Source organism: Actinoplanes sp. NPDC026670, from assembly GCF_040638175.1.
Taxonomy (GTDB): Bacteria; Actinomycetota; Actinomycetes; order Mycobacteriales; family Micromonosporaceae; genus Actinoplanes.
The window spans coordinates 83948-103594 of the sequence record NZ_JBEZXU010000038.1 but is presented as its reverse complement, the minus strand read 5'-3'; the positions used below and the strand labels follow the sequence as shown (position 1 = coordinate 103594).

At 69.9% G+C, this 19647-nt stretch carries 14 protein-coding genes; 7 read left to right on the top strand and 7 right to left on the bottom strand.

The window, feature by feature from the left end; translation table 11 throughout:
- Positions 1–659 precede the first annotated feature (659 nt).
- The 4 genes from AB0E94_RS32110 to AB0E94_RS32095 all read left to right on the top strand — a co-directional run bounded on the left by AB0E94_RS32110 (position 660) and on the right by AB0E94_RS32095 (position 6568).
- Entirely contained in the window at positions 660–1037 is a 378-nt protein-coding gene (locus AB0E94_RS32110; protein ID WP_360333966.1) for a VOC family protein, read from the top strand.
- 227 nt (positions 1038–1264) lie between these two features.
- Positions 1265–2164, top strand: a complete 900-nt coding sequence (locus AB0E94_RS32105; protein ID WP_360333963.1) for a phosphotransferase — start codon at positions 1265–1267, stop codon at positions 2162–2164.
- A gap of 102 nt (positions 2165–2266) precedes the next feature.
- Positions 2267–5749: an ABC transporter ATP-binding protein/permease gene (locus AB0E94_RS32100; RefSeq protein WP_360333960.1), complete on the top strand. Its 3483-nt coding sequence runs from the start codon at positions 2267–2269 to the stop codon at positions 5747–5749.
- Between the two features lie 69 nt (positions 5750–5818).
- A complete protein-coding gene (locus AB0E94_RS32095; protein ID WP_360333957.1) occupies positions 5819–6568 on the top strand; it encodes a nucleoside-diphosphate kinase in 750 nt (249 codons plus the stop codon).
- Here the strand turns inward: AB0E94_RS32095 and AB0E94_RS32090 are convergent.
- Positions 6559–7587: an alpha/beta hydrolase-fold protein gene (locus tag AB0E94_RS32090; protein ID WP_360333954.1), complete on the bottom strand. Its 1029-nt coding sequence runs from the start codon at positions 7585–7587 to the stop codon at positions 6559–6561. The genes AB0E94_RS32095 and AB0E94_RS32090 overlap by 10 nt on opposite strands.
- 26 nt (positions 7588–7613) lie before the next feature.
- On the opposite strand from AB0E94_RS32090, the gene AB0E94_RS32085 reads away from it, so the two are divergent.
- On the top strand, positions 7614–8768 hold the full coding sequence (locus tag AB0E94_RS32085; protein WP_360333951.1) for an acyltransferase: 1155 nt from the start codon (positions 7614–7616) through the stop codon (positions 8766–8768).
- Between the two features lie 373 nt (positions 8769–9141).
- Here the strand turns inward: AB0E94_RS32085 and AB0E94_RS32080 are convergent, their stop codons facing one another.
- Positions 9142–10296: an alpha/beta fold hydrolase gene (locus AB0E94_RS32080; protein WP_360333948.1), complete on the bottom strand. Its 1155-nt coding sequence runs from the start codon at positions 10294–10296 to the stop codon at positions 9142–9144.
- Between the two features lie 113 nt (positions 10297–10409).
- Complete coding sequence (locus tag AB0E94_RS32075) at positions 10410–11732, bottom strand: glycosyl hydrolase family 18 protein (RefSeq protein WP_360333945.1); 1323 nt, start codon at positions 11730–11732, stop codon at positions 10410–10412.
- A gap of 152 nt (positions 11733–11884) precedes the next feature.
- On the opposite strand from AB0E94_RS32075, the gene AB0E94_RS32070 reads away from it, so the two are divergent.
- Positions 11885–13081: a GGDEF domain-containing protein gene (locus tag AB0E94_RS32070; protein WP_360333942.1), complete on the top strand. Its 1197-nt coding sequence runs from the start codon at positions 11885–11887 to the stop codon at positions 13079–13081.
- On the opposite strand, the gene AB0E94_RS32065 is transcribed toward AB0E94_RS32070, so the two are convergent.
- Positions 13078–14967: a cellulase family glycosylhydrolase gene (locus tag AB0E94_RS32065; protein ID WP_360333939.1), complete on the bottom strand. Its 1890-nt coding sequence runs from the start codon at positions 14965–14967 to the stop codon at positions 13078–13080. The genes AB0E94_RS32070 and AB0E94_RS32065 overlap by 4 nt on opposite strands.
- Positions 14968–15104: 137 nt before the next feature.
- Between AB0E94_RS32065 and AB0E94_RS32060 the strand changes: the two genes are divergently transcribed.
- Positions 15105–15680 carry a GNAT family protein gene (locus AB0E94_RS32060; protein WP_360333936.1) on the top strand — a complete coding sequence of 192 codons (576 nt, stop codon included), beginning with the start codon at positions 15105–15107 and terminating at the stop codon, positions 15678–15680.
- Positions 15681–15732: 52 nt separating this feature from the next.
- On the opposite strand, the gene AB0E94_RS32055 is transcribed toward AB0E94_RS32060, so the two are convergent.
- The 3 genes from AB0E94_RS32055 to AB0E94_RS32045 form a co-directional block, all read right to left on the bottom strand.
- Complete coding sequence (locus AB0E94_RS32055) at positions 15733–17508, bottom strand: rhamnogalacturonan lyase (protein WP_360333933.1); 1776 nt, start codon at positions 17506–17508, stop codon at positions 15733–15735.
- 154 nt (positions 17509–17662) lie between these two features.
- Positions 17663–18673, bottom strand: a complete 1011-nt coding sequence (locus AB0E94_RS32050) for a hypothetical protein (RefSeq protein ID WP_360333930.1) — start codon at positions 18671–18673, stop codon at positions 17663–17665.
- 5 nt (positions 18674–18678) lie between these two features.
- Entirely contained in the window at positions 18679–19605 is a 927-nt protein-coding gene (locus AB0E94_RS32045; protein WP_360333927.1) for a metal-dependent hydrolase, read from the bottom strand.
- Positions 19606–19647 lie beyond the last annotated feature (42 nt).

Genomic DNA, 19647 nt, shown 5'->3' with positions numbered 1-19647 from the left:
CGCCGCCCGTCGCCGCCCGTCGCCGTCACCCGCCGCCGCCGCACGCCCGCCGCCGCCCGCCCCTCGGCGATCTTGTTGACTTCGGGTACACCTGGACGCTTCTTCAAGGCTTTCGCCGCTTCTGGGGTCACCCTCTGCTGTGCGATGTTTCCCGCCAGGCCTTCGGGCTATTGCACCGGTCACGCAGGCGACTGGGACACCGGCCCGAGGCAGGAATGCCGCATTCGCAGACGATTCGCCCCGGCCGACCTTGAGATCTTGCACGGTTCTCCTTGTTGGCGGCGATCTTGCACGGTTCTCCACGTTGGCAGCGATCTTGCATGGTTCTTCGTGTCTGGGTGTGGTTTGTCGTGCAAGATCCACTGCGCCGGGGAGACCTTGCAGCTTTCTTCCTGTTGGGAGATGGAAAGGGCTGCAAGATCGGCGCAAGCATGGAAAGTCGTGCAAGATCCGCAGCCGGCCGAGGCGCAACCGGCCGAGGCGCAGCCGGCCGAGGCGCAGCCAGCCGGCCGAGGAGACGTCATCCGCCTTGGGGCTGCCCTTCCGAAGGTGAGGTGGCTGCGCAGAAGACTGCCTGTCTCGCCGAACTCCACAAGATCGACGGGGGCGGCCGGGGATTGCGGTCAGTACCTGGCCGCATTCGGCGGGAGGATGGGGGCATGACCGCAACGTGGAAGATTGAGCTCATCCCGGTTCCGGTGACCGACGTCGACCGGGCCAAGGCGTTCTACGAGAAGATCGGCTTCAACGCCGACCATGATCACCGGGTGTCCGAGGGGCTGCGGTTCGTGCAGCTCACGCCGCCCGGTTCGGCTTGCTCGATCGTGATCGGCGAGGGCATCACCGAGAAGACGCCCGGCACGCAGGAGATCCAGGTGGTGGTGGCGGACGCGGACGCCGCGCGCGAGCAGGTGCTGGCTGCCGGCGTCGAGACGGGCGCCGTGGACGAGCAGCCGTGGGGCCGGTTCGTGTACTTTCGGGACCCGGACGGCAACAGCTGGTCTCTGCAAGCGATCGAGTACCGGCCCCAGGGGTAGCCGTTGACGCAGCGACTCGCGCGGCATCGCAACCGCCACCGGACCGAAGGGCAACCGTTGACGCAACAACTCGCCCTCGGCATCGCAACCGCCGCCCGGACCGAAGGGCAACCGTTGACGCGGCGCCTCGCCCTCGGCATCACAGCCTCCACCCGGATCGGAAGGCAATCGTTGACGCCGCAACTCTCCCGCGACAACGCAACCGGCACCGGACCGGAAGGTAACCGTTGACGCGGCGGCTCGCCTGGGAGATCGCGACGAAGGTGCTCGGGCGTGACCCGGGGCCGATGGCTGGGGCCGACAGTCTCTCTCATCAGGTGTTCGTCGGTGCGGACGTGGTCGTGAAGGTGATCGAGGCGGGTCGGCATCCGCGTCTGGAACGGGAGATCGCGCTGGCCCCGCACCTGCCGGCCGGGGTGGCGGCGCCACTGCTCGCCAGCGGCGTCCACCCGGCCGGTGCGGGTGAGGTGCGGTTCGCCTGCTATGCCCGGATGCCCGGCGAGACACCCGGCATGGGGCTGCCACGAGCCGGCCCGGCGACCGCGCGGGCGCTGGCCGAGCAGGCGGTGCGGCGTCTCCGGGCCCTGCATGAGTGGACTCCGCCTGCGGACGCCCGCCCGATCCTCCGGCAACCGCTGGACCACGGCGGCTTCACCGGCCGTACCGCATTGATCGAAGAAATCGACGCGATCGCCGGCGCCGCGCCGACCGCCTTGATCGACGGGCTCCTCGCGCTCGCCGAAGGCGCGCCGGAAAACGTCGCCGCGACGGTTCCGGTGCACGCCGATTGTCACTGGGGCAACTGGCTCGCCGACGGCAGCACGATCACCGCGTTGCTGGATTTCGAGTGGGCCCGGTTCGGCGACCCGATGGACGACTGGTTCTTCGTGATCGCGGACAGCGGACCGCACCGGCTGATCACCCTGGACGTGGTCGCCGAGGTGACCGGATCGACGCCTGGCGAACTGCGCGCCGCCTGCGAGATCAGGCACGCGAACCACCTCGCGGCCGATGTGCGCCTGGCGGTGACCGACCCGGCGGCGTACGGCCATCTGCTGGCGGACCGGCTGGCCGGGCTGGACGAGGTAATCGGGCAACGGACCTGGTGGAAGTCCTCTGTCGACTGACCGGCGCCGGGCGGAATGTCGGGAATAAACCTGTTGAGCCGTGCTCTATGGGCCGAGCAGGATGGGTGCACCGCCTTCCCCTTCGCGCCCTGAGGATTCTTCATGCGTTTGCTTCGCGACCTGTGGGCCACGAGCCGAAGTCGCACCGCGCTCGTCGCGTTCCTGATAGTCATCGGCGCGTCCGGTTCAGCCGGATCCTTAGCACTGGCCGGACCGGTGCTGGTCGATCGGTCGGCCTCACTGTTCACCCTGCTCGCCGTGGGCCTGGTCGCCTCGGTGATCAGCGACGTGGTGGTCGGCCTGGTGGTGGCGAAACTGACCGCCGACTGGGCGGCCCGCACCCGCCGCGACCTCAACCGGACGGCCTTCGGACAGGACATCCCGACCCTGGAGAACACCCCGGTCGGCGAGCTGCTCGACCGGATCGACTCCGACGTCTACCAGGTCGGCGCCGAGGTGCGCGGCAGCGGTGTACGCCTGGCCCAGTCGCTGGCGGTGGCCACCCTGTCGGTGGTCACCACGTTCTTCGTCTGGTGGCCGGCCGCGCTCGCGATGATCGCGGTGGCGGTGCTGCTGTTCGTGGTGATGAACAAACCGGTCCAGCGGATCGGCCCGGTCCGCATCGCCGAGGAGGAGGCCTGGTCCGACCTGGCCGCGGTGATGGAGGAGGCGATCCACGGGCAGGACGACGTGCGTACGAGCCTGGCCGCGCCGTACGTCCGCCGGCTCTATGCCCTTCGCTCCTCGGAGGTCCTGCGCCGTGGCCGCCGGGTGTGGCGGATGTCGGCGAAGGTCACCATGACCGCCGGCGGCATCACCCGCGCGCTGATCGCGTCGCTCGTGGTCGCCGGCGCCTGGGCGCTGACGACCGGCCACATCGACGCGGCCCGGCTGACCGCGGTGTGGCTGCTGGCGCTCGGTTTCGGCGGCACCCTGGAGCACCTGACCCGGATGGTCCCGGAGATGCAGAACGCGCTGGGCGCCTGGGGCCGGGTGCGGATGCTGGCCGAGGTGCCGCAGGAGCCCGTCGACGGGGTCGACCCGGTCAACGGCGACCTGGTGGTCCGCGACCTGACGTTCCGCTACGGCGAGTCGGACAGCACCCGCCCACCGGCCCTGCGCAACGTCAGTGTGACCTTCGCGCGCGGCCGGTCGTACGCCCTGATCGGCCGGACCGGATCCGGCAAGTCCACTCTGGCGAAGATCCTGACCCGGGCCGTGGACGTGCCGCGCGGCACGGTCTTCCTGGGTGGCATCGACATCAACGACATCGGTGTCGAAGCGCTCCGCCGGCGCACCGCGATCGTCCCGCAGCGGACCGAGATCCTGGCCGGCACGCTCGCCGAGAACATCGCGCTGTTCGACCGTGACCTGCAACCGCGGGCCGGGCAGGCGCTCGACGAGCTGGGCCTGACCGCCTGGGTCGCCGGCCTGCCGGACGGCCTGGAGACGAAGCTCGGCGAGGGCGGCTACAAGCTGTCGGCCGGGCAGGAGCAGCTGGTGGCGTTCGCCCGCATCCTGGTCCGGGACCCGCAGGTGGTGATCCTCGACGAGGCGACCGCCCGGATGGACCCGGTCACCGAGTCGTGGGTGCAGCGGGCCACCGACCGGCTCCTGGAGGGCCGGATCGGTGTGATCGTGGCGCACCGGCTGTCGTCGGTGCAGCGCTGCGACGAGGTTGTGGTGATGGCCGACGGCGAGGTCCTGGAGCAGGGGCCGCTGCGCGAGTCACGGCGGTTCGCCGAGCTGATGGCGAGCAGCAACCTGGCTGTTCCGGCGGCGCCCGCCTCCGGCGGCGGGGTGCTGGTGGCCGAACACGACTGGGACGCCGGGATGCAGGAGGAACTCGGCCCGGACGCCCTGTCCAACCCGCTGCCCACGGTGGAGCCGCCGGCCCTGCCGCAGGCGCCGCGGGCCCGCACGATGCGCGAGATCCTGCGACTGGCCACGAACGACAAGCGGTACGGCCTGGCCGCCTGTGCCTGGTTCCTGCTGCTCGTGCTGCTCGGTTTCGACGGCGCGATCCTGCCGCTGCTGTGGGCGAACGTGGTCGACGGCCTTGGCGACCCGATGCTGCCCGCGCTCGGTATCGCGGTCGCGCTGCTGGCGCTGGTGCCGTCGCTCTACTTCACCGGAGCCTGGTTCCCGGAGTGGTGGGTCCGGCAGATGCTGCGGATCAGCCTGCGCCTGCTGCACGGCCAGATCGGCCCGCGCCGGGTCAGCAAGCACACCCCGGCCGAGGTGGTGGCGCACGGCGGCGACACCGAACGGGTGGTGCAGCTGGCCGACAACGTCATCGACAACACGGTGGCGATCTTCGCGCTGGCGTCGATGACGCTGTTCGCCCAGTCGATCGTGCCGGGCCTGTTCTTCGCCGGGACGATGCTGCTGTCCGGGCTGGCTGCGACCCTGTTCGGGCCGCGGCTGGAGAGAGCGGCCCGCCGGACCGTGGCGGCGCGGGCGGCGTTCGCGACGTCGCTGGTGTCGTCGCTGTCGGCGGTGCGCACGGTGAAACTGGCCGGCGCGACCGATCCGGTGCTGCAGCACCTGGGCGACCTCGACGCGACCCGCAGCGAGCTGCAACGACGGGAGATCGCGATCCAGGTGTGGGCGCGGTCGACACCGTCGATCGCCAGCGGTCTGCTGCCGATCGCGGTGTGGGCGCTCTACCTGGGCGGTCAGCTGTCGGCGGCGGCGACCCTGATCGCGGTGTCGGTGCTCGGCGCGGCCCGCTGGTTCGCGTGGACGACGGCGTCGCTGGTGTCGCACTTCCCGTCGGCGAAGGTGTGGACCAACCGGACGGCCGCGATGACCGGCACGTCGGAGTACTCGGCGGACATCACGGGCGTGGACATCTCGGCCGGGACCGCGCCGGCGCCGCCTACGGCGCCGCGCGAGCCGCTGCGCACGCTGCAGCTGTCCGGCTTCAGCGCGGTGCACGAGAACGGAGCATTGGGGGTACGCGACGTCGACCTCACCGTCGAACGCGGCGAACTGGTGCTGGTCCTCGGCCCGGTCGGCTCCGGCAAGTCGTCGCTGCTGCGGGCGCTGGCCGGGATCGTCCACCACACCGGCGAGCTGCGCTGGAACGGCGACCCGGTCAACGAGCCGGAGGTGTTCCTGCGCCCGAACCAGGTGGGCTACGTGGCCCAGCTGCCGCGGGTGCTGTCCGGGACGGTGGCCGACAACATCCAGCTCGGGCACGAGCTGGACGCGGCCGACGCGGTGTCGGTGGCGCAGCTGGAACACGACCTGGCCGCCGCCGGCGGTGGTCTCCAGCTGCTGATCGGGCACAAGGGCACCCGGCTCTCCGGCGGGCAGTTGCAGCGGCTGGCGCTGGCCCGGGCGCTGGCGCCGCGTACCGAGCTGCTGATCGCCGACGACGTCTCGTCCGCGCTGGACGTGACGACGGAGCTCTCGCTCTGGCAGGCGCTCCGTTCGCACGGGGTGACGGTGGTCGGTTCGACCTCGAAACGGGCCGCCCTGGCCCAGGCCGACCGGGTGGTAGTGCTGATCGGCGGCCGCGCCGAGGACCAGGGCACCTGGGCCGAGCTGGCCGACCGCTGGGGCCACCTGGCCGGCTGACCCGCCCCAGTTCGCGTGGTGATGTGTGGTGCGGATCGCGCCACACGTCACCACGCTACGGTTGGCGGCGTGCTTGCGTTCGTCCTCCTCAAACCGGACTGCCTGCGGCGCGGGCTGGGCGGTGAGGTGGAACGGGCCGTCAAGACGGCCGGGCTGACCATCGACGGACGGCGGCCGGTCGCTCTCTCCCCCGCCGACGTCCGCTATCTGTGGTCGGAGTACTCGGAGGCCGGGAACGGCCTGACGCTCGGCTTCCTGGACCGCTATCTCACCACCGGGCCGTCCGAGATCCTGCTGGTCAGCGGCCCGGACGCGTTCGAGGCCGCCCGCCGGGTCAAGCGGGAGATCCGGTCACGGCACGCGGACGGGCCGTTCGCCAACGTCGTGCACGCCGCCGAACGGCCCGGTGAACTGGCCCGGCAGCGTGACCACCTGCTCGGGCTGGAGAACTCTGACCCGCCGGTCAGCCCGCCACGCCCGCCGGGCCTCGACTTCCACCAGCTGTTCGACGTGCCCGCCCTGGTCAGCGAGTTGTGGCCGCGGATCCAGGGCACGCCCGACTTTCCGGGGCCGCACCGGCTCGACGACGGCGCCGGGGCGGTCGTACTGGGGCCGGACCGCGACCACACCCTCGATTCGACGGTCACCGCGCTGTGGCATGCGCTGCCCGGTGTCGAACCGGCCCGTGCAGTCCTGCTGGCCCTGCACAGCGGCTGGTCGGGCGGCACACCGGTCGCCGCCGGCAGCCGGGCCGCCCGTCAGCGCTGTCTGCGGACCCTGCGGGAACACGGCATCCGCAACTGCTCCGATCAGCGCTGAAGCCGCTTGGCCAGCCACTCGACGGCCAGTGGGTAACGCCAGTCGATGCCGCCGTGCTTGGCCGGGAACAACTCGAACGCGATCTTCTCCTCCGGCACCCCGATCCGCAGCAGCCCGGCCCGGAACGCCTCCGCCCCCAGGTCGAGGAACCACTCGTCCCGGGTGCCGGCGTCGATCCACACCGCCCGCAGCGAGCGCAGCTCGTCGGCGTACCGGTCGATCATCCGGATCGGATCCCAGTGCAGCCACCGCTGCCACACCTCGGGCAGCAACTCGCCGGTGCGCGCGTCGAACGGCAGCCGCGGCGTGCCGTCCGGGTCGGCCGAGAACGCCGCCGTGCAGCCCAGGACGAGGACCAGCAGCATGTCCTCCTCCTTGGTGAACGCCACCCGGGACTGGAAGTCCTTCCAGTACGCCTGGATGTCGTGGTCGTAGTCGCGCAGCGCCCGGGTGGCCTTCGCGAACTCGTTGAGGTAGCAGTACTCGTAGAGCGCGTCCCCGGCGTGCGTGGCGAGCGCCCCGAACAGGTCCGGCCGCAGCATCGGGGTGATCATCGCCCCGAACCCGCCCGACGACTTGCCGGTGATCGCCCGCGACTCCCGGTCGGCGATCGTGCGGTAGTTGGCGTCGACGTACGGCACCACCTCGTCACAGAGGTAGGTGTGATAGTTGCCGGTGCCCGGCGAGTCGACGAACTGCGAGCCGCCGTAGGCCGTCCACGCGTCCACGTACACGAGGATGCAGCCGGGCGCCCGGCCCTGCGCGAACACCTGGTCGGCGGTCTCCACGAACGGCTGCCGGAACGGGGTCCGGTTGGCCCACATGGTGACCTGGCCGGAGTAGCCCTGGATGACGTAGACGGCCGGGTAGCGATCGGTGCCGCCGGCCTCGTAGCCGGGCGGTGTGTACACCCACAGCGGCCGCTCGTGCGGGTCACCGAGAACGTTGCCGCGGAGCGCCTGCGAATCGATCGTGTCGTGATGCAGGGTCCCCGCGAGCTCACTGGTCCATATCGACATGCCTTCGAGTCAACTATGTTTCACCGATGACCGCACCCAGGTTGGCGTGGCTCGACGGGCTCCGCGCCGTAGCCGTCCTGCTGGTGGTCTATGCGCATCTGACCCGGTTCGTCTTCACCGATCTGCGGGCTTTCACAGGTGAATGGCTGCACGCGGGCACCGCCGGAGTGATGCTGTTCTTCCTGGTCAGCGGCTACATCATCCCGGCCTCGCTGGAACGGCACGGCGATCTGCGGGCCTTCTGGCGCAGCCGGATCCGGCGGCTCTTCCCGCTCTACCTCGCGGTGATCGCGGTCCTCGTCGTGGCCCACCCACCGGCGGATCCGCTCGCCACGGCGGTGGGACACGCCACCATGCTGCCGTTCCTCGCCGGTGTGCCGCTGATCACTGCGGTGTTCTGGACGCTCTCCTTCGAGATGGCCTTCTACCTTCTCGTCACGACCCTTTTCACGGTACGGGCCACCCGATCCGTTCTCCCCCCGGTCATCCTGGCGCTGGCCGGCGCGGCCACCACCCCGCTGGTCCCGCTCCGGTTCGGCCAGGTGCCGATGATCACCGCCGCGGTTCTCGTGCTCGGGCTGTCCGCGGTCATGTCCGGGCGGCGCTGGGCGCAGGTGTCGGGCGGCCTGCTGCTCGGCGGCCTCGCCCTCACCCTGCTGGTGTTCAACATGGACCCGGCCCACGCCCACGACGGCCTGCCGATCCTCGCCGTGATGTTCACCGGCACCGTCATCCACCGGGCCGACCACGGCCGGACCAGCTGGCGGCGGGCCGGGGCGGTGATCGCCGTGGTCGCGGTATCGCTGCTGGCCACATGGATCGGCGAGCTGGTCGCCCTGGACGCGCTCACCCCGCGTTACGTCACCCGCTCGGTGCTGACCCTGCTGGTCTTCGGCGGCTCCTTCGCCGCCGGCATGCTGCTGCGCCACCGGCACACCCCGGCCTGGCTGGCCCGGATCGGCGTGATCAGCTATTCGATCTACCTGATCCACTACGTGCTGATCGAGCTGGGCCACTCCCTGCTCTCGTCCGGCATCCCGGATCCCCTGCTGGCGGCCGGCTACCTGACCGCGGTGCTGGCCCTGTCCTGGCTCACCCACCGTTACATCGAGCTCCCCGGCCAGCGCCTGGGCACCCGCCGCCCCCGGGAGCGCCCAGCCCTGGCCACCACCCGAACCTGACCGCCAGCCGTCGCTCACCGCGGTTCCGCGGCCGGAATTCCCGCGGTCAGCGACGGCTGACGGTCCGCACCACCGGAACCCACCCGCCAGCCGTCGCTCACCGCGGTTCTGCGGCCGGAATTCCCACGGTCAGCGACGGCTGACGGTCCGCACCACCGCCAGCCGTACGCCAGCGCGGTCACGCGGCCGAAATTCCCACGGTCAGCGACGGCTGACGGTCCGCACCACCGGAACCCACCCGCCAGCCGTCGCTCACGGCGGTCACGCGGCCGGAATTCCCGCGGCCAGCGACGGCTGACGGTCCGCACCACCGCCAGCCGTACGCCAGCGCGGTCACGTGGGCGGGATTCCCACGGTCAGCGACGGCCGGCGGTCATAGGTTCTGGGCCAGCCAGGTGAAGGACTCGTCCTGCATCTCGGCGGTGAAGGTGTGGCCCAGGCCCGGCCAGGTCTTCGTGCGCAGGCGGTGGGCGGCGCGCTGGGAGGACCAGGCGTGGCTGAGTTTGGCGTAGGCGACCGCGGTGCCCTCGGGGGTGAAGAGGGGGTCGAGTTCGCCGCCCATCACGAACATCGGGCGTGGGGCGGCGATGGTGGCCACGTCCGGGATGTCCAGGTGCTGGTACAGGCCCGGGTGCAGCATGTAGAAGGCGGACTGGCCGCGCAGTGTGTTGTTGCCGGGCACCATCATCTCCGTCAAGCCGGTCATCCAGCAGGCCGAGACGGTGGCGGCGATGTGGTCGGAGAGGGCGGCCACCTGCCACGCACGGTATCCGCCCATGGAGAAGCCGACGGCGGCGATCCGGTGCGGGTCGACCTCGGGCACGGTGGCCAGGAACGCGGCGGCCCGGGCGTCCTCACGGGCCATCAGGCCGGCCGGTGACGAACCCAGGTTGAACAGGTTGCTCGCCAGGGCCTGCTGGTTCTCGTAGGTCAGGCCGCCCCGGTCGCCCCAGCCGAGCGCGTCCACGGCCAGGACCGCGTACCCCCGGGCGGCCAGCTGGTCACCGAGGAATCGGCCGCTGAAGTAACGGTCCGCCCAGGCCTGCGCGGAGGCTAGACGCGTTTCGTCGTACCAGGGCTGGATGAGTTTTTCTTTGCCGATGTCGAATTTGGCGCCGTGATCGTGGAGCAGAAGCGCGGCCGGGAACGGTCCGGGGCCGTCGGGCAGGAGCATGGTGGCGCGGACGCGGCTGTGCCGGGTCACGTTGAAGACGATCTGGCGGCGGCGGTAACCGGCGGCGGCCTGCTCGTCGATGGTCTCCGGCTCGAACGGGGTGCGGTCGGCGGGCTGGCAGAGCAGGCTCTCGAACTGGTGCCGGGCGCGGCGCCGCCAGCTGCGGAAGTCGCGTTCCCGGGAGTTCGGCCAGGCCAGCGGGAAGGTCAGTTCGGCTTTGAGGCGCTCGTAGAAGACCGGGAGGTTGCCGGTGAGCACGGACGGGCCCTCGAAACCGGCGGCGGCCAGGGCGTCGGTGAGGTGGGGTGCGGCGAGGGCGGCGGCGGGCAGGGAGATGACCGAGCGGCGCTTCATGGGGATTCCTTGTCATCGATGGAATCCCGACGCTAGAAAGCCCTTTCCTGCATGTCAACAGATTGCCGCTCACCCGGGGGACGGTCCGGGCGAGCGGCAATCCGGTCTGCGGATCAGCGGCCCTGGAGAGCCTTGACGTTGTCGCCGAAGGTCCAGTTCTTCGAACCGTCCCAGTTGATCGACCAGGTCATCAGGCCCTTGATGCCGGGGACGCTGTTGACCGCCTGGCTGACCAGGGCCGGCGTCATGTAGCCGCCGCCGGCACCGACCTGCGCAGGCAGACCGGGGACCTGCTTGTCGTACGGGATCCGGATGGTCACACCCTGGATGGTCAGGCCGTTGTTCAGGCACTGGGTCTGCACGGTGAAGCCCTGGACGGTGCCGGCGCCGTAGGAGTCGCCGGAGCAGCCGTACATGCTGCCGTTGTAGTACTGCATGTTGAGCCACCAGAGGCGGCCGTTGTCCAGGTACTTCTTGATGATCGGCAGGTAGGAGCCCCAGATCGAGCCGTAGGTGACCGAGCCGCCGGTGACGTAGGCGGTCTCCGGCGCCATGGTGAGCCCGAAGTTGGACGGCATGGCGGCGAGGACGCCGTCGATGATGCGGATCAGGTTGGCCTGCGAGGTCGACAGGGTGTTGATGTTGCCGCTGCCGGTCAGGCCGGTCTCGATGTCGATGTCGATGCCGTCGAAGTTGTACGCCTTCAGGATCGGCACGATCGTCGCCACGAACTTGTCGGCGACCGCGCTGGAGCTGAGGTCGACGCCGGCGGTCGCGCCACCGATGGACATCAGGATGGTCGCGCCCTGGGCCTTGGCGGCGCAGATCTCGGCGGCGGTGGGCACCTTGACGCCCGCGTCCATGCCGTTCTCCCAGAGCACCGTGCCGTCCGAGCGGATCACCGGGAAGGCGGCCATCAGCACGTTGTAGCCGTGCTGGGTGATCCGGCTGTCGTTGATCGGGATCCAGCCCATGCCCGGGTGCACGCCGTTGGACGCGCCGTCCCAGTTCTCCCAGTAGCCCTGGAGCACCTTGCCGGCCGGGCGGCCCTTGACCCCGCAGCCGGTCGGGTTGCTGGGACTCGGGCTCGTCGACGGGCTGGTCGAGGGACTGGGGCTGGCCGACGGGGAGGACGAGGGCGAGGACGGCGAGGGCGACGGGTTGGTCCCGCCGGTGCAGGCGCCGAGGCTCTTCCACAGGGTCGGGGTGGCGGCCGGGTTCCAGCCGGTGCCGGCCCAGGCGGTGTGCGTGACCAGGGCCTGGTAGAGGGTGGACTGGTAGGTGACCTGCTGGCCGGCGGTGTAGGTGACGCCCTCCGCCCAGACCGTCGAGGAGCAGGCCACGGCCGCGTTACCGGTCGTGGCGAAGGCGACGGCCGAACCCAGCACCACCCCCACTCCGGCGATCAGGGCCAGCATCTTGTGGCGAACCCTCATGACGAACTCCTCGACGAAGATGTGACGCGTGTGACCACATCCTGAAGTTCACATACGTAAATATCAAGGCTTCTTAACAGTTATTTTCGGTACGGCGGTGGCTGCTCCCGACGTACGCGCTGTGGCTCGTCGACGTCACGCTCTACGCGGTCATGCCCGGTCAGCGCTTCCCCAGCCTGCCCGAGGTCGGCCAGTTGCTGATCCCGCCGGTGACGCTGGCCGGGATCCTGGCCTTCACCCGCCTGCCGGAGTCCCGCGCCGAGCGGATGAAACTCTGGCTGGACGCCGGCGTGGTGGCCGTCGGGTCGGCGATGGTCCTGTGGTTCCTGGTGCTCAGCCCGGCGCTGGCCGGCGCGGCCGCCGCCACCTGGCAGGAGCTCACCCCGAGCATCGCGCGCCCACTGCTGGACGCGGCGCTGCTCTTCGGGGTCGGTGTGGTGCTGCTCCAGGGCGCCGAGGCCGCCGTGGCCAGGCTGCCACTGATGACCGTGGTGGCCGCGATCCTGCTGATCCTGATCGGTGACACCAGACGCGCCTACGTGGTCAACCACGGCGGGTCACTGTGGCCGTCACCCGACCAGACCACGTTCTGGGCGGCCGGGCTGTTCATGCTGATGCTCGCGCCCTACCTCCAGGTGTGGCGGTCCCGGCTTCCGGCGCCGCCGGACGCGGCACGGCCCTCCGGCCCGCCGCGGTGGCCCTATCTCACCGCCATTCCGGGGTACGTGCTACTCATGATCACGGTCGGGCGGGAGCATCCGTACCCCGCCAGCGGCCTGATCGCCGGCGCCTTCCTGGTCTCCACTCTCGTGTTCGGCAGGCAGATGGTGGCCGCCCGGGAGAGTCGCCGGATGGCCGTCACTGATCAGTTGACCGGACTGGCCAACCGGGTGCAGATGTACGAGGTGTTGCCCCGGACGCTGGCTCGCGCGCATCGCAACCAAACGCTCGTCGCCGTCCTGGTCATCGACATGAACGGGTTCAAGCAGATCAACGACGAGTTCGGGCACCGGGCCGGCGACGAGTTGCTCGTCGGCTTCGCCAGGCTCCTGCGCAGCTGTGTGCTCGGCTCCGATCTCGTGGTCCGGCTCGGCGGCGACGAGTTCGCTGTCGTCCTGTCGAATCTGACCGAAATCGATCACGCGCAGGCGGTCGTGCAGCGGATCCGGGCGGCGATGGCCGAGCCGATCCGGGTCGGCGCCACCGTGGTCCAGCCGAGCGCCAGCATCGGCGTGGCCTTCGCCCACCCCGGCGAAGGCCACCCCGGCGACGTCTCGATCGACGACCTGCTGCATCGCGCCGACGTCGCGATGTACGACGTCAAGAAGAAGGCGAAGGCCACCGATTAGGGCAAACGGCGACAGAACAAGGCATCCGGGGTACGCGACGAGAAGATCCGCCCGGTCCAGGCGACCCCGGCCACGTACTCGTCGTCGGCGCACTGCCCCTTGTAATGGCCACTGGCGAACTCGCCGCCCGGGCCGCCGGACGGACGGTTGTCGCCACGGTCGAACCACACGGTCCGGCCCGAGTCGGTCGCCGCCGGGATCGCGGCGCCGCACAGCACGCTCGACACCGCCGCGCCCCGCACCGCGTAGCCGACCACCACCGACGTGGCCGGGCACTGGAACTTGGTGTAGCCCGACGCCCAGTCCCGGGACACGTACCGTTCGTCCTTCACCACCTGGTAGGCACTCCAGCTGACGGCCCGGGTGAAGTCGGTGCACAGGCCCCGGTTACCGGTGTGGCTCAGGCCGATCAGCCGCTGGCCGTCCGGGCAGGCGGCCTTACGGGCGCCGCTGTCCCAGTCGGGCTGGGCGCGCATCGTGGCGGACGCGATGAAGTCGCCGTTGTCCGGGCTCAGCATGTTCCGGGACGGGACCGGGGCCACGTACCCCAGCCTCGAAGTCGCGGTGACCAGCCGCTGCCAGACGGCGGACCGCCAATCCGGGCCGTCGAGGACGCCTGATCGCCGCCCTGCGGCGTCGAAGAACAGCAGCCCCCACTCGTTGCCGCTCTCCGCCCAGCCGACCGTCGGCCAGTAGGCGAAATCGGCGTCCGCGCTGATCAGGAGGTTCACGAAGTTCTCGAACCAGGACCGCTGCTTACTGCCGTCGGCCGCGTTGGCGTCGACGCCGAACTCGCTGATCCAGACCGGCGCGGTGAAATGGCTGCCCGGCTCGGCGGCGACGAACAGCGCGTCCCGGTTGACCACGGCGACCAGATCGGCCGGGCTCAGATCGCGGTAGCGGGGGTCGGTGGTCTCACCGGTACCGGTGGCGCCGCTGTGGTTGGGGCCGGTGTAGTCGTAGAAATGTGCCGAATACACCAGCTTGCCGGAGCGGATCAACGTGTGCGAAAGGGTACGGGCCGGGCGCAGCGTGGGCCGCTCGTGCGCGAAACCGTCGACCGGGATGCCCGTCCAGTTGATGCCCTCGACGATGATCAGCAGGTTCGGGTTCGCCTCGGCCAGAATCCGGTCACCGGTGCGCTGCGAGGCGGTGAACCAGTCATGGTCGTTGCCCCAGCCCCAGTTCGGGTCGTCCAGGATGGTGCGGCGCACCTCGTTGTACAGGTCGGCGCCGACGACCCGCGGATTGTCCCGATAGCGGCGGGCCATGAACAGCCAGTCGGCCTCCCACTGCTGGACGCTCTGTGAGGTGTTCCAGCGCTCGTTGCCGTCGACGGCACAGCACCAGCGGGTGGTGTTGGTGTGGTTGTTGAGGATCACGGCGAGGCCGGCGCCGGTGAGTTCGGCGACCACCTTGTCGTACACCTGAAGGGGCGTCGATCCCCTCAGCTGCGGATTGGCCGCGACCGCGGAATCGGCGACCGGAACGGTGTCGCGGACCATCTCGTTGGAGAACGGCAGGCGCACACTGTTGAGCCCCAGATCCCGGAACCCGGCGACGATCGTGGCCAGCGGCGCCCGGTCGAGGCCGAGCGGTGTCCGGCCGGAGTTCTCGCCGGCGTGGTGGTTGGCGTTGTCGGAGGTGTCGCCGGAGCCGTTCCAGGTGCCGCTGGCGCCATGCCAGTTCCCGGACTTCAGCTTGAACCGCGCCCCTGAGGCGTCGACGATCCACCGGCCCCGGGTCGACAGCGGCCCCGTCCAGCCGGGCTCCGCCACCAGGACGCCGGCGGCGGTCGCCGCGGTTCCGGTTGCGGTCGCCGGCGCGCCCGGCAGCAGGCCTGCGAGGAGCAGAGGAGCCAGGAGCAGGCGTATACCCAGCCGCACGGTGACCACCAACCTTCGTCGACGAGTCCGGTGGATCACATTGAAGAGCATCAGCCCCCTTTAGGGAACACGCCTAACAAAGAAATGCGAATGACTTTCAGAAAAGACTGCGAGACCTCTCGTCTAGGCTCCGCTACATGCCGATCACCAACGCCCGGTTCGTCTGGAGCATCGGGGACGACATCGTCCTGATTCCGCGGACGGTGGCAATCGCTACGGCGTACCACGAGCTGTTCGTCGCCAACCATGCTCGTCTGGCGGTCTGGTCGCCGACCCGGATGGATCCCTCGCCGGAGGCGACGCTCGCGGGTCTGGAGAGTTCCGGACGGGATTGGCTTGCCGGCAGCCGCCTTCCGCTGGCCATCGGCATCGCCGCAGATGACGGATATCGCCTGGTCGGGGCGATGAACCTGGCCATCGACGGCGCCGCGGGAAACGCCGAAGTGGGGTTCTGGATCGATGCCGCCGCCGAAGGGCGAGGGGTGGTCCGGCGGGCGCTCGGCGCGGTGCTCGATCACGCTTTCGACGAGCTCGGCCTGTATCGGGTCGAGATGCGGACCCTGACGACCAACGACCGCAGCCGGCGGTTGGCGGAACGGCTCGGTTTCGCCCTCGAAGGCGTCCTGCGCGGCGGGATCCGGTTCCCCGACGGTTACCGCGACGTGGCGGTGTACGCCCTGCTCGCCGGGGATGGCGCCCGGCCGGAGGCGTGACCGGGTGGCGCACGAGCCGGAGACCCGTGCGCCACCCGGACAGGCTGAACCCTCAGCCGATGGCGAAGCTGGGGTGGGGCGGCTGGTTGTAGGCGGTGTTCTGCCAGGCGACCGCCTCGCGGTACATCCGGTCCTGCATCAGCGACGGCCGGGAGATGCTCGTGGCGTCCGTCGTGGAGTAGATCCGTAGCGCGTTGTTGCTGGTCGTCGGCCAGATCACCTCCTCGCGCCAGTCTCCGAGGATGTCGGCCTGCAACGACGGCGTGGCCTTCGTGCCGTTGTTGGAGTGCACTCCGTCCGCGGTCAGCAGGCGGGTGTCGGCGCTGGTGCCGTACTTGTCGATGTGGGTGCCGTCGAGGAGTTCCCGCTGGGCGTCACCGTCCCACCAGATGACGAAGTTGGCGCTCGACGGTTTGCGGCCGATGTTCTGCCCCGAGGTGTTGTAGATGCCGGAGACCGCGGACGACCACGATTCGGCGCCGGGGCTGCCCGCGTAGACGTCGGCGGAGACCCCACGGCCGTTGTCGCAGCCGCAGGACGCGTTCGACCAGATGATCGATCCGGTACGGGCGTCGGCCATCCAGGCGGCGAGCTTGGTGGTGCTCTCGTCGACCTTGAAGACCTCCAGCCCGGCACGGCTCGGGATGAGATCACCGACGTGGTACGCGTCCCCGTGCCCCTGCCCGTTGGTCCACAGTCCGTAGCCGTTGTCGTCGACGGCCATCGCCCCGTACATGATCTCGTCCTTGCCGTCGCTGTCGACGTCGGCGATGGAGAGCTGATGGTTGCCCTGCCCGGCCCAGGCCGAACCGTTGGTCGACGAGTTGCTGTCGAAGGTCCAGCGGCGGGTCAGCGCGCCGTTGCGGAAGTCCCAGGCCACGATCACCGAGCGGGTGTAGTAGCCGCGGGCCATGATGATGCTCGGGTAGGACCCGGTCACGTAGGCGGTGCCGGCGAGGAACCGGTCGACGCGGTTGCCGTAGCTGTCGCCCCACGAGGAGACGGTGCCGCGGGCCGGCACGTAGTCGGCGGTGGCCATGGCCCGGCCGGTCTGCCCGTTGAAGACGGTCAGGAACTCGGGACCGGTCAGGATGTAGCCGGACGAGTTGCGGTAGTCGGCACTGGAGCTGCCGATCGTCGTGCCGCCGCCGTCGACCGTACCGTCGGCGGTCTTCATGGCGACTTCGGCCTTGCCGTCGCCGTCGTAGTCGAAGACCTGGAACTGGGTGTAGTGGGCGCCGGCCCGGATGTTGCGGCCCAGGTTGATCCGCCAGAGCCGGGTGCCGTTCAGTTTGTACGCGTCGATGTAGACCGGCCCGGTGTAGCCGGACTGCGAGTTGTCCTTGGCGTTGGACGGGTCCCATTTCAGGACGATCTCGTAGGCGCCGTCACCGTCGAGGTCGCCGACCGAGGCGTCGTTGGCGCTGTAGGTGTAGGCGACACCGTCCGGGGTGGTGCCGCCGGCCGGGATCTGGATGGGAACGTCCTGGTAGGCGGCGGCGAGCGCGGCGACCGGGGTGGCCGCGGCCAGGGTCGAGACGCCGGCGGGCCGGACCGTGTAGGTGGCGCCGACCGGGGCGCCGGCGTCGGTGAAGTTGGTGTCGGCGGCGGTCGCGATCCGGGCGCCGTCGCGGTAGACGTCGAAGGTGACGCCGGCCGGGTCGGAGTCGAGGAGGCGCCACGAGAGGAAGTTGCCGCTGCCGGCGCGGAGGCTGATCAGGGCGCGGTTCTCGGTGGGGGCGGCGGCCTGGGCACTGACAGGCACGCCGGGGACGGCCAGTGTCACGGCGGTTACCACCGCGGCGACACCGGTGAGCAGTTTGAACATGGGGGATCCAAACCTTTTTCCGGGGGTACGGGGATGTCCGGCGCCGTTTTCCGGGCAGCCGGTGACGCGTGGCCCGCCTTTCTCCGAGGCGACCGGCGCATGCGGGGATCATGGCAGGTCAACCGTTGTTGAAAGCTTTCACTAAGCCTGCATGCTATAGACGCTGACCAATGCCTGCAAGGGTTCGCCGGGAGAGCGCCAACAGGACCACCGTCCACCCCAGCGCATAGACGATCGCGATCGGCGGGGCATTTCCGGCCGTCCACAGCAGCGCCATGACCACCAGGTAGACCGCACCGGCGACGGGCGCGTAGAGATCCGGTCGCAGCGCAGCGCCGCTCTTGTCCTGGCGCAACGCCGTGACCGCCACGGCCACCAGGGCCGCCAGTTCGAGCCACAGCACCACGGTCCGCCCGGCCGGGCCGAACGGCAGCGTCGGAATCGAGAACACCATCATCGCGAGCGGAGTGAGCACCCCCACGGCGGCGACCCGCCACGCCCGCAGCGGATGGCCGGCCAGCAGCAGCCGGGTCAGCAGCGCGGTCCCGAACGGGGCGGCCGCCGCGAAGATGACGGCGCTGGTCAGCGGGGCGTCACCGAGCATCGGCGTGTTCGACGGCGCGGCCGGGTTCCACACCCACCAGCGCAGGTCCGGCCCCAGCTGGTCGAAGATCTCGTAGCCGACGTGGAAGACCACCGCGACGCAGGCCGCGCCGGCCAGGGGGCTGCGGCGGTCCAGCATGCCGGCCCGCTGGACCAGGGCATAGGCGAGGTACGTCATCGCGGGGTAGAACGCCACGATGTACAACGGCAGCCGGTCGTAGAGGAACTGCACCGTGAAGACGTTGTGCACGAAGATCAGGCCGACCTGCTCGTCCAGCCCGAAGCGGTCCGGGAAGTACAGGGGCGGCTCCAGGATCAGCACGTAGACGACCGTCGCGAGCCACAATCCCAGGTTGGACGGGTCGTTACGCTGTCGCCACCAGCGGATCGCGTGGACGAGGGCGGCGATCGCGCCGGCCAGCACCAGCAGTTCCAGCACCGGTTGCGTCCAGCTCTCCAGGGCGCTCGGGTTCCGTACCGTGACCAGGGGGTTTGCGGTTTTGCAATTGATCTGGCCGAGAGTGTCGGCAAGCGTCGCGAAATCCGGATGACAGGGGCCCATGACGGCTATTTCGCGGTCGCGGAGTAGTAGAGGCTCAGGTCGAGGCCGCGGTCGTAGGCCTCGAACCAGCCGGCGGCGAAGCCGGGGAGCGGCTCGTTCGCCGGGCGGTGGTGTGGCACCTGCGACAGCAGCAGGCGGTAGACCAGGACCATCATCTCGGCGTTGCCGGCCGGCGCGAACGGTGACGGCGGCGCGATGCCGAACCGTTTACGCAGGCCACCGGCGAGCGGAAGCCGGGTCAGGGCCTCCTCGCGGCGGACGCCGTCGGGTGAGATGTTGTCGTATCCGGCGCGGCGGTCGGCCTCCGGCACGTGCCTGTCGAAGCCGCGCAGGATGTTGCGGTAGACGGTCATCACGTGGCTGAAGGTCGCCTTGGTGACCCGGCTGCGGTACCAGCGGTTGTGCACGACCGCGTCGAAGACGACGAGCGCCGAGCTGCGGTGCTCGACCTCCTCGCAGAAGTGCCACAGGAACAGCGACGCCACCCGCTCGTCACCGGGCCGGAACAGGACGTCCTCGTGATCCAGCATGATCTTGAAGAGCGGCGTGAAGGTCGCCTCCAGATCGGCGGTGTACGCCAGCTGCCACTCCAGCGGCCGGGTCCGCAGCAGCTCGTCGTAGCTGGCCACCGCCTCGTCGACGACCTCTTGCAGGCCCGGGTACTTCGCGACGAGCACCGCCACGTGCCGGCGGTGGTTCTTGGCGTGCTGCGCCTCCTGCCGCAGGAACGACTCGGCCTCCTCGGCCGCCGCCGGATCGGTGATCAGCGGAATGGCTTTCCTGGTCGACGCGACGATGAACTTCTCGAACGCGACGGCGATGATGCTGATCGCGTTGCACATGAGCCCGAACTTCGGATGGCTGGGCAGCCACTGAAACGGAATGCTCTCGTCCAGCCTGAAATCGATCCGGCGGATAGGCAGATCCGTCATCGCACACCTCGCAGACACCGGGCCCTCAAACTAGAACACGTT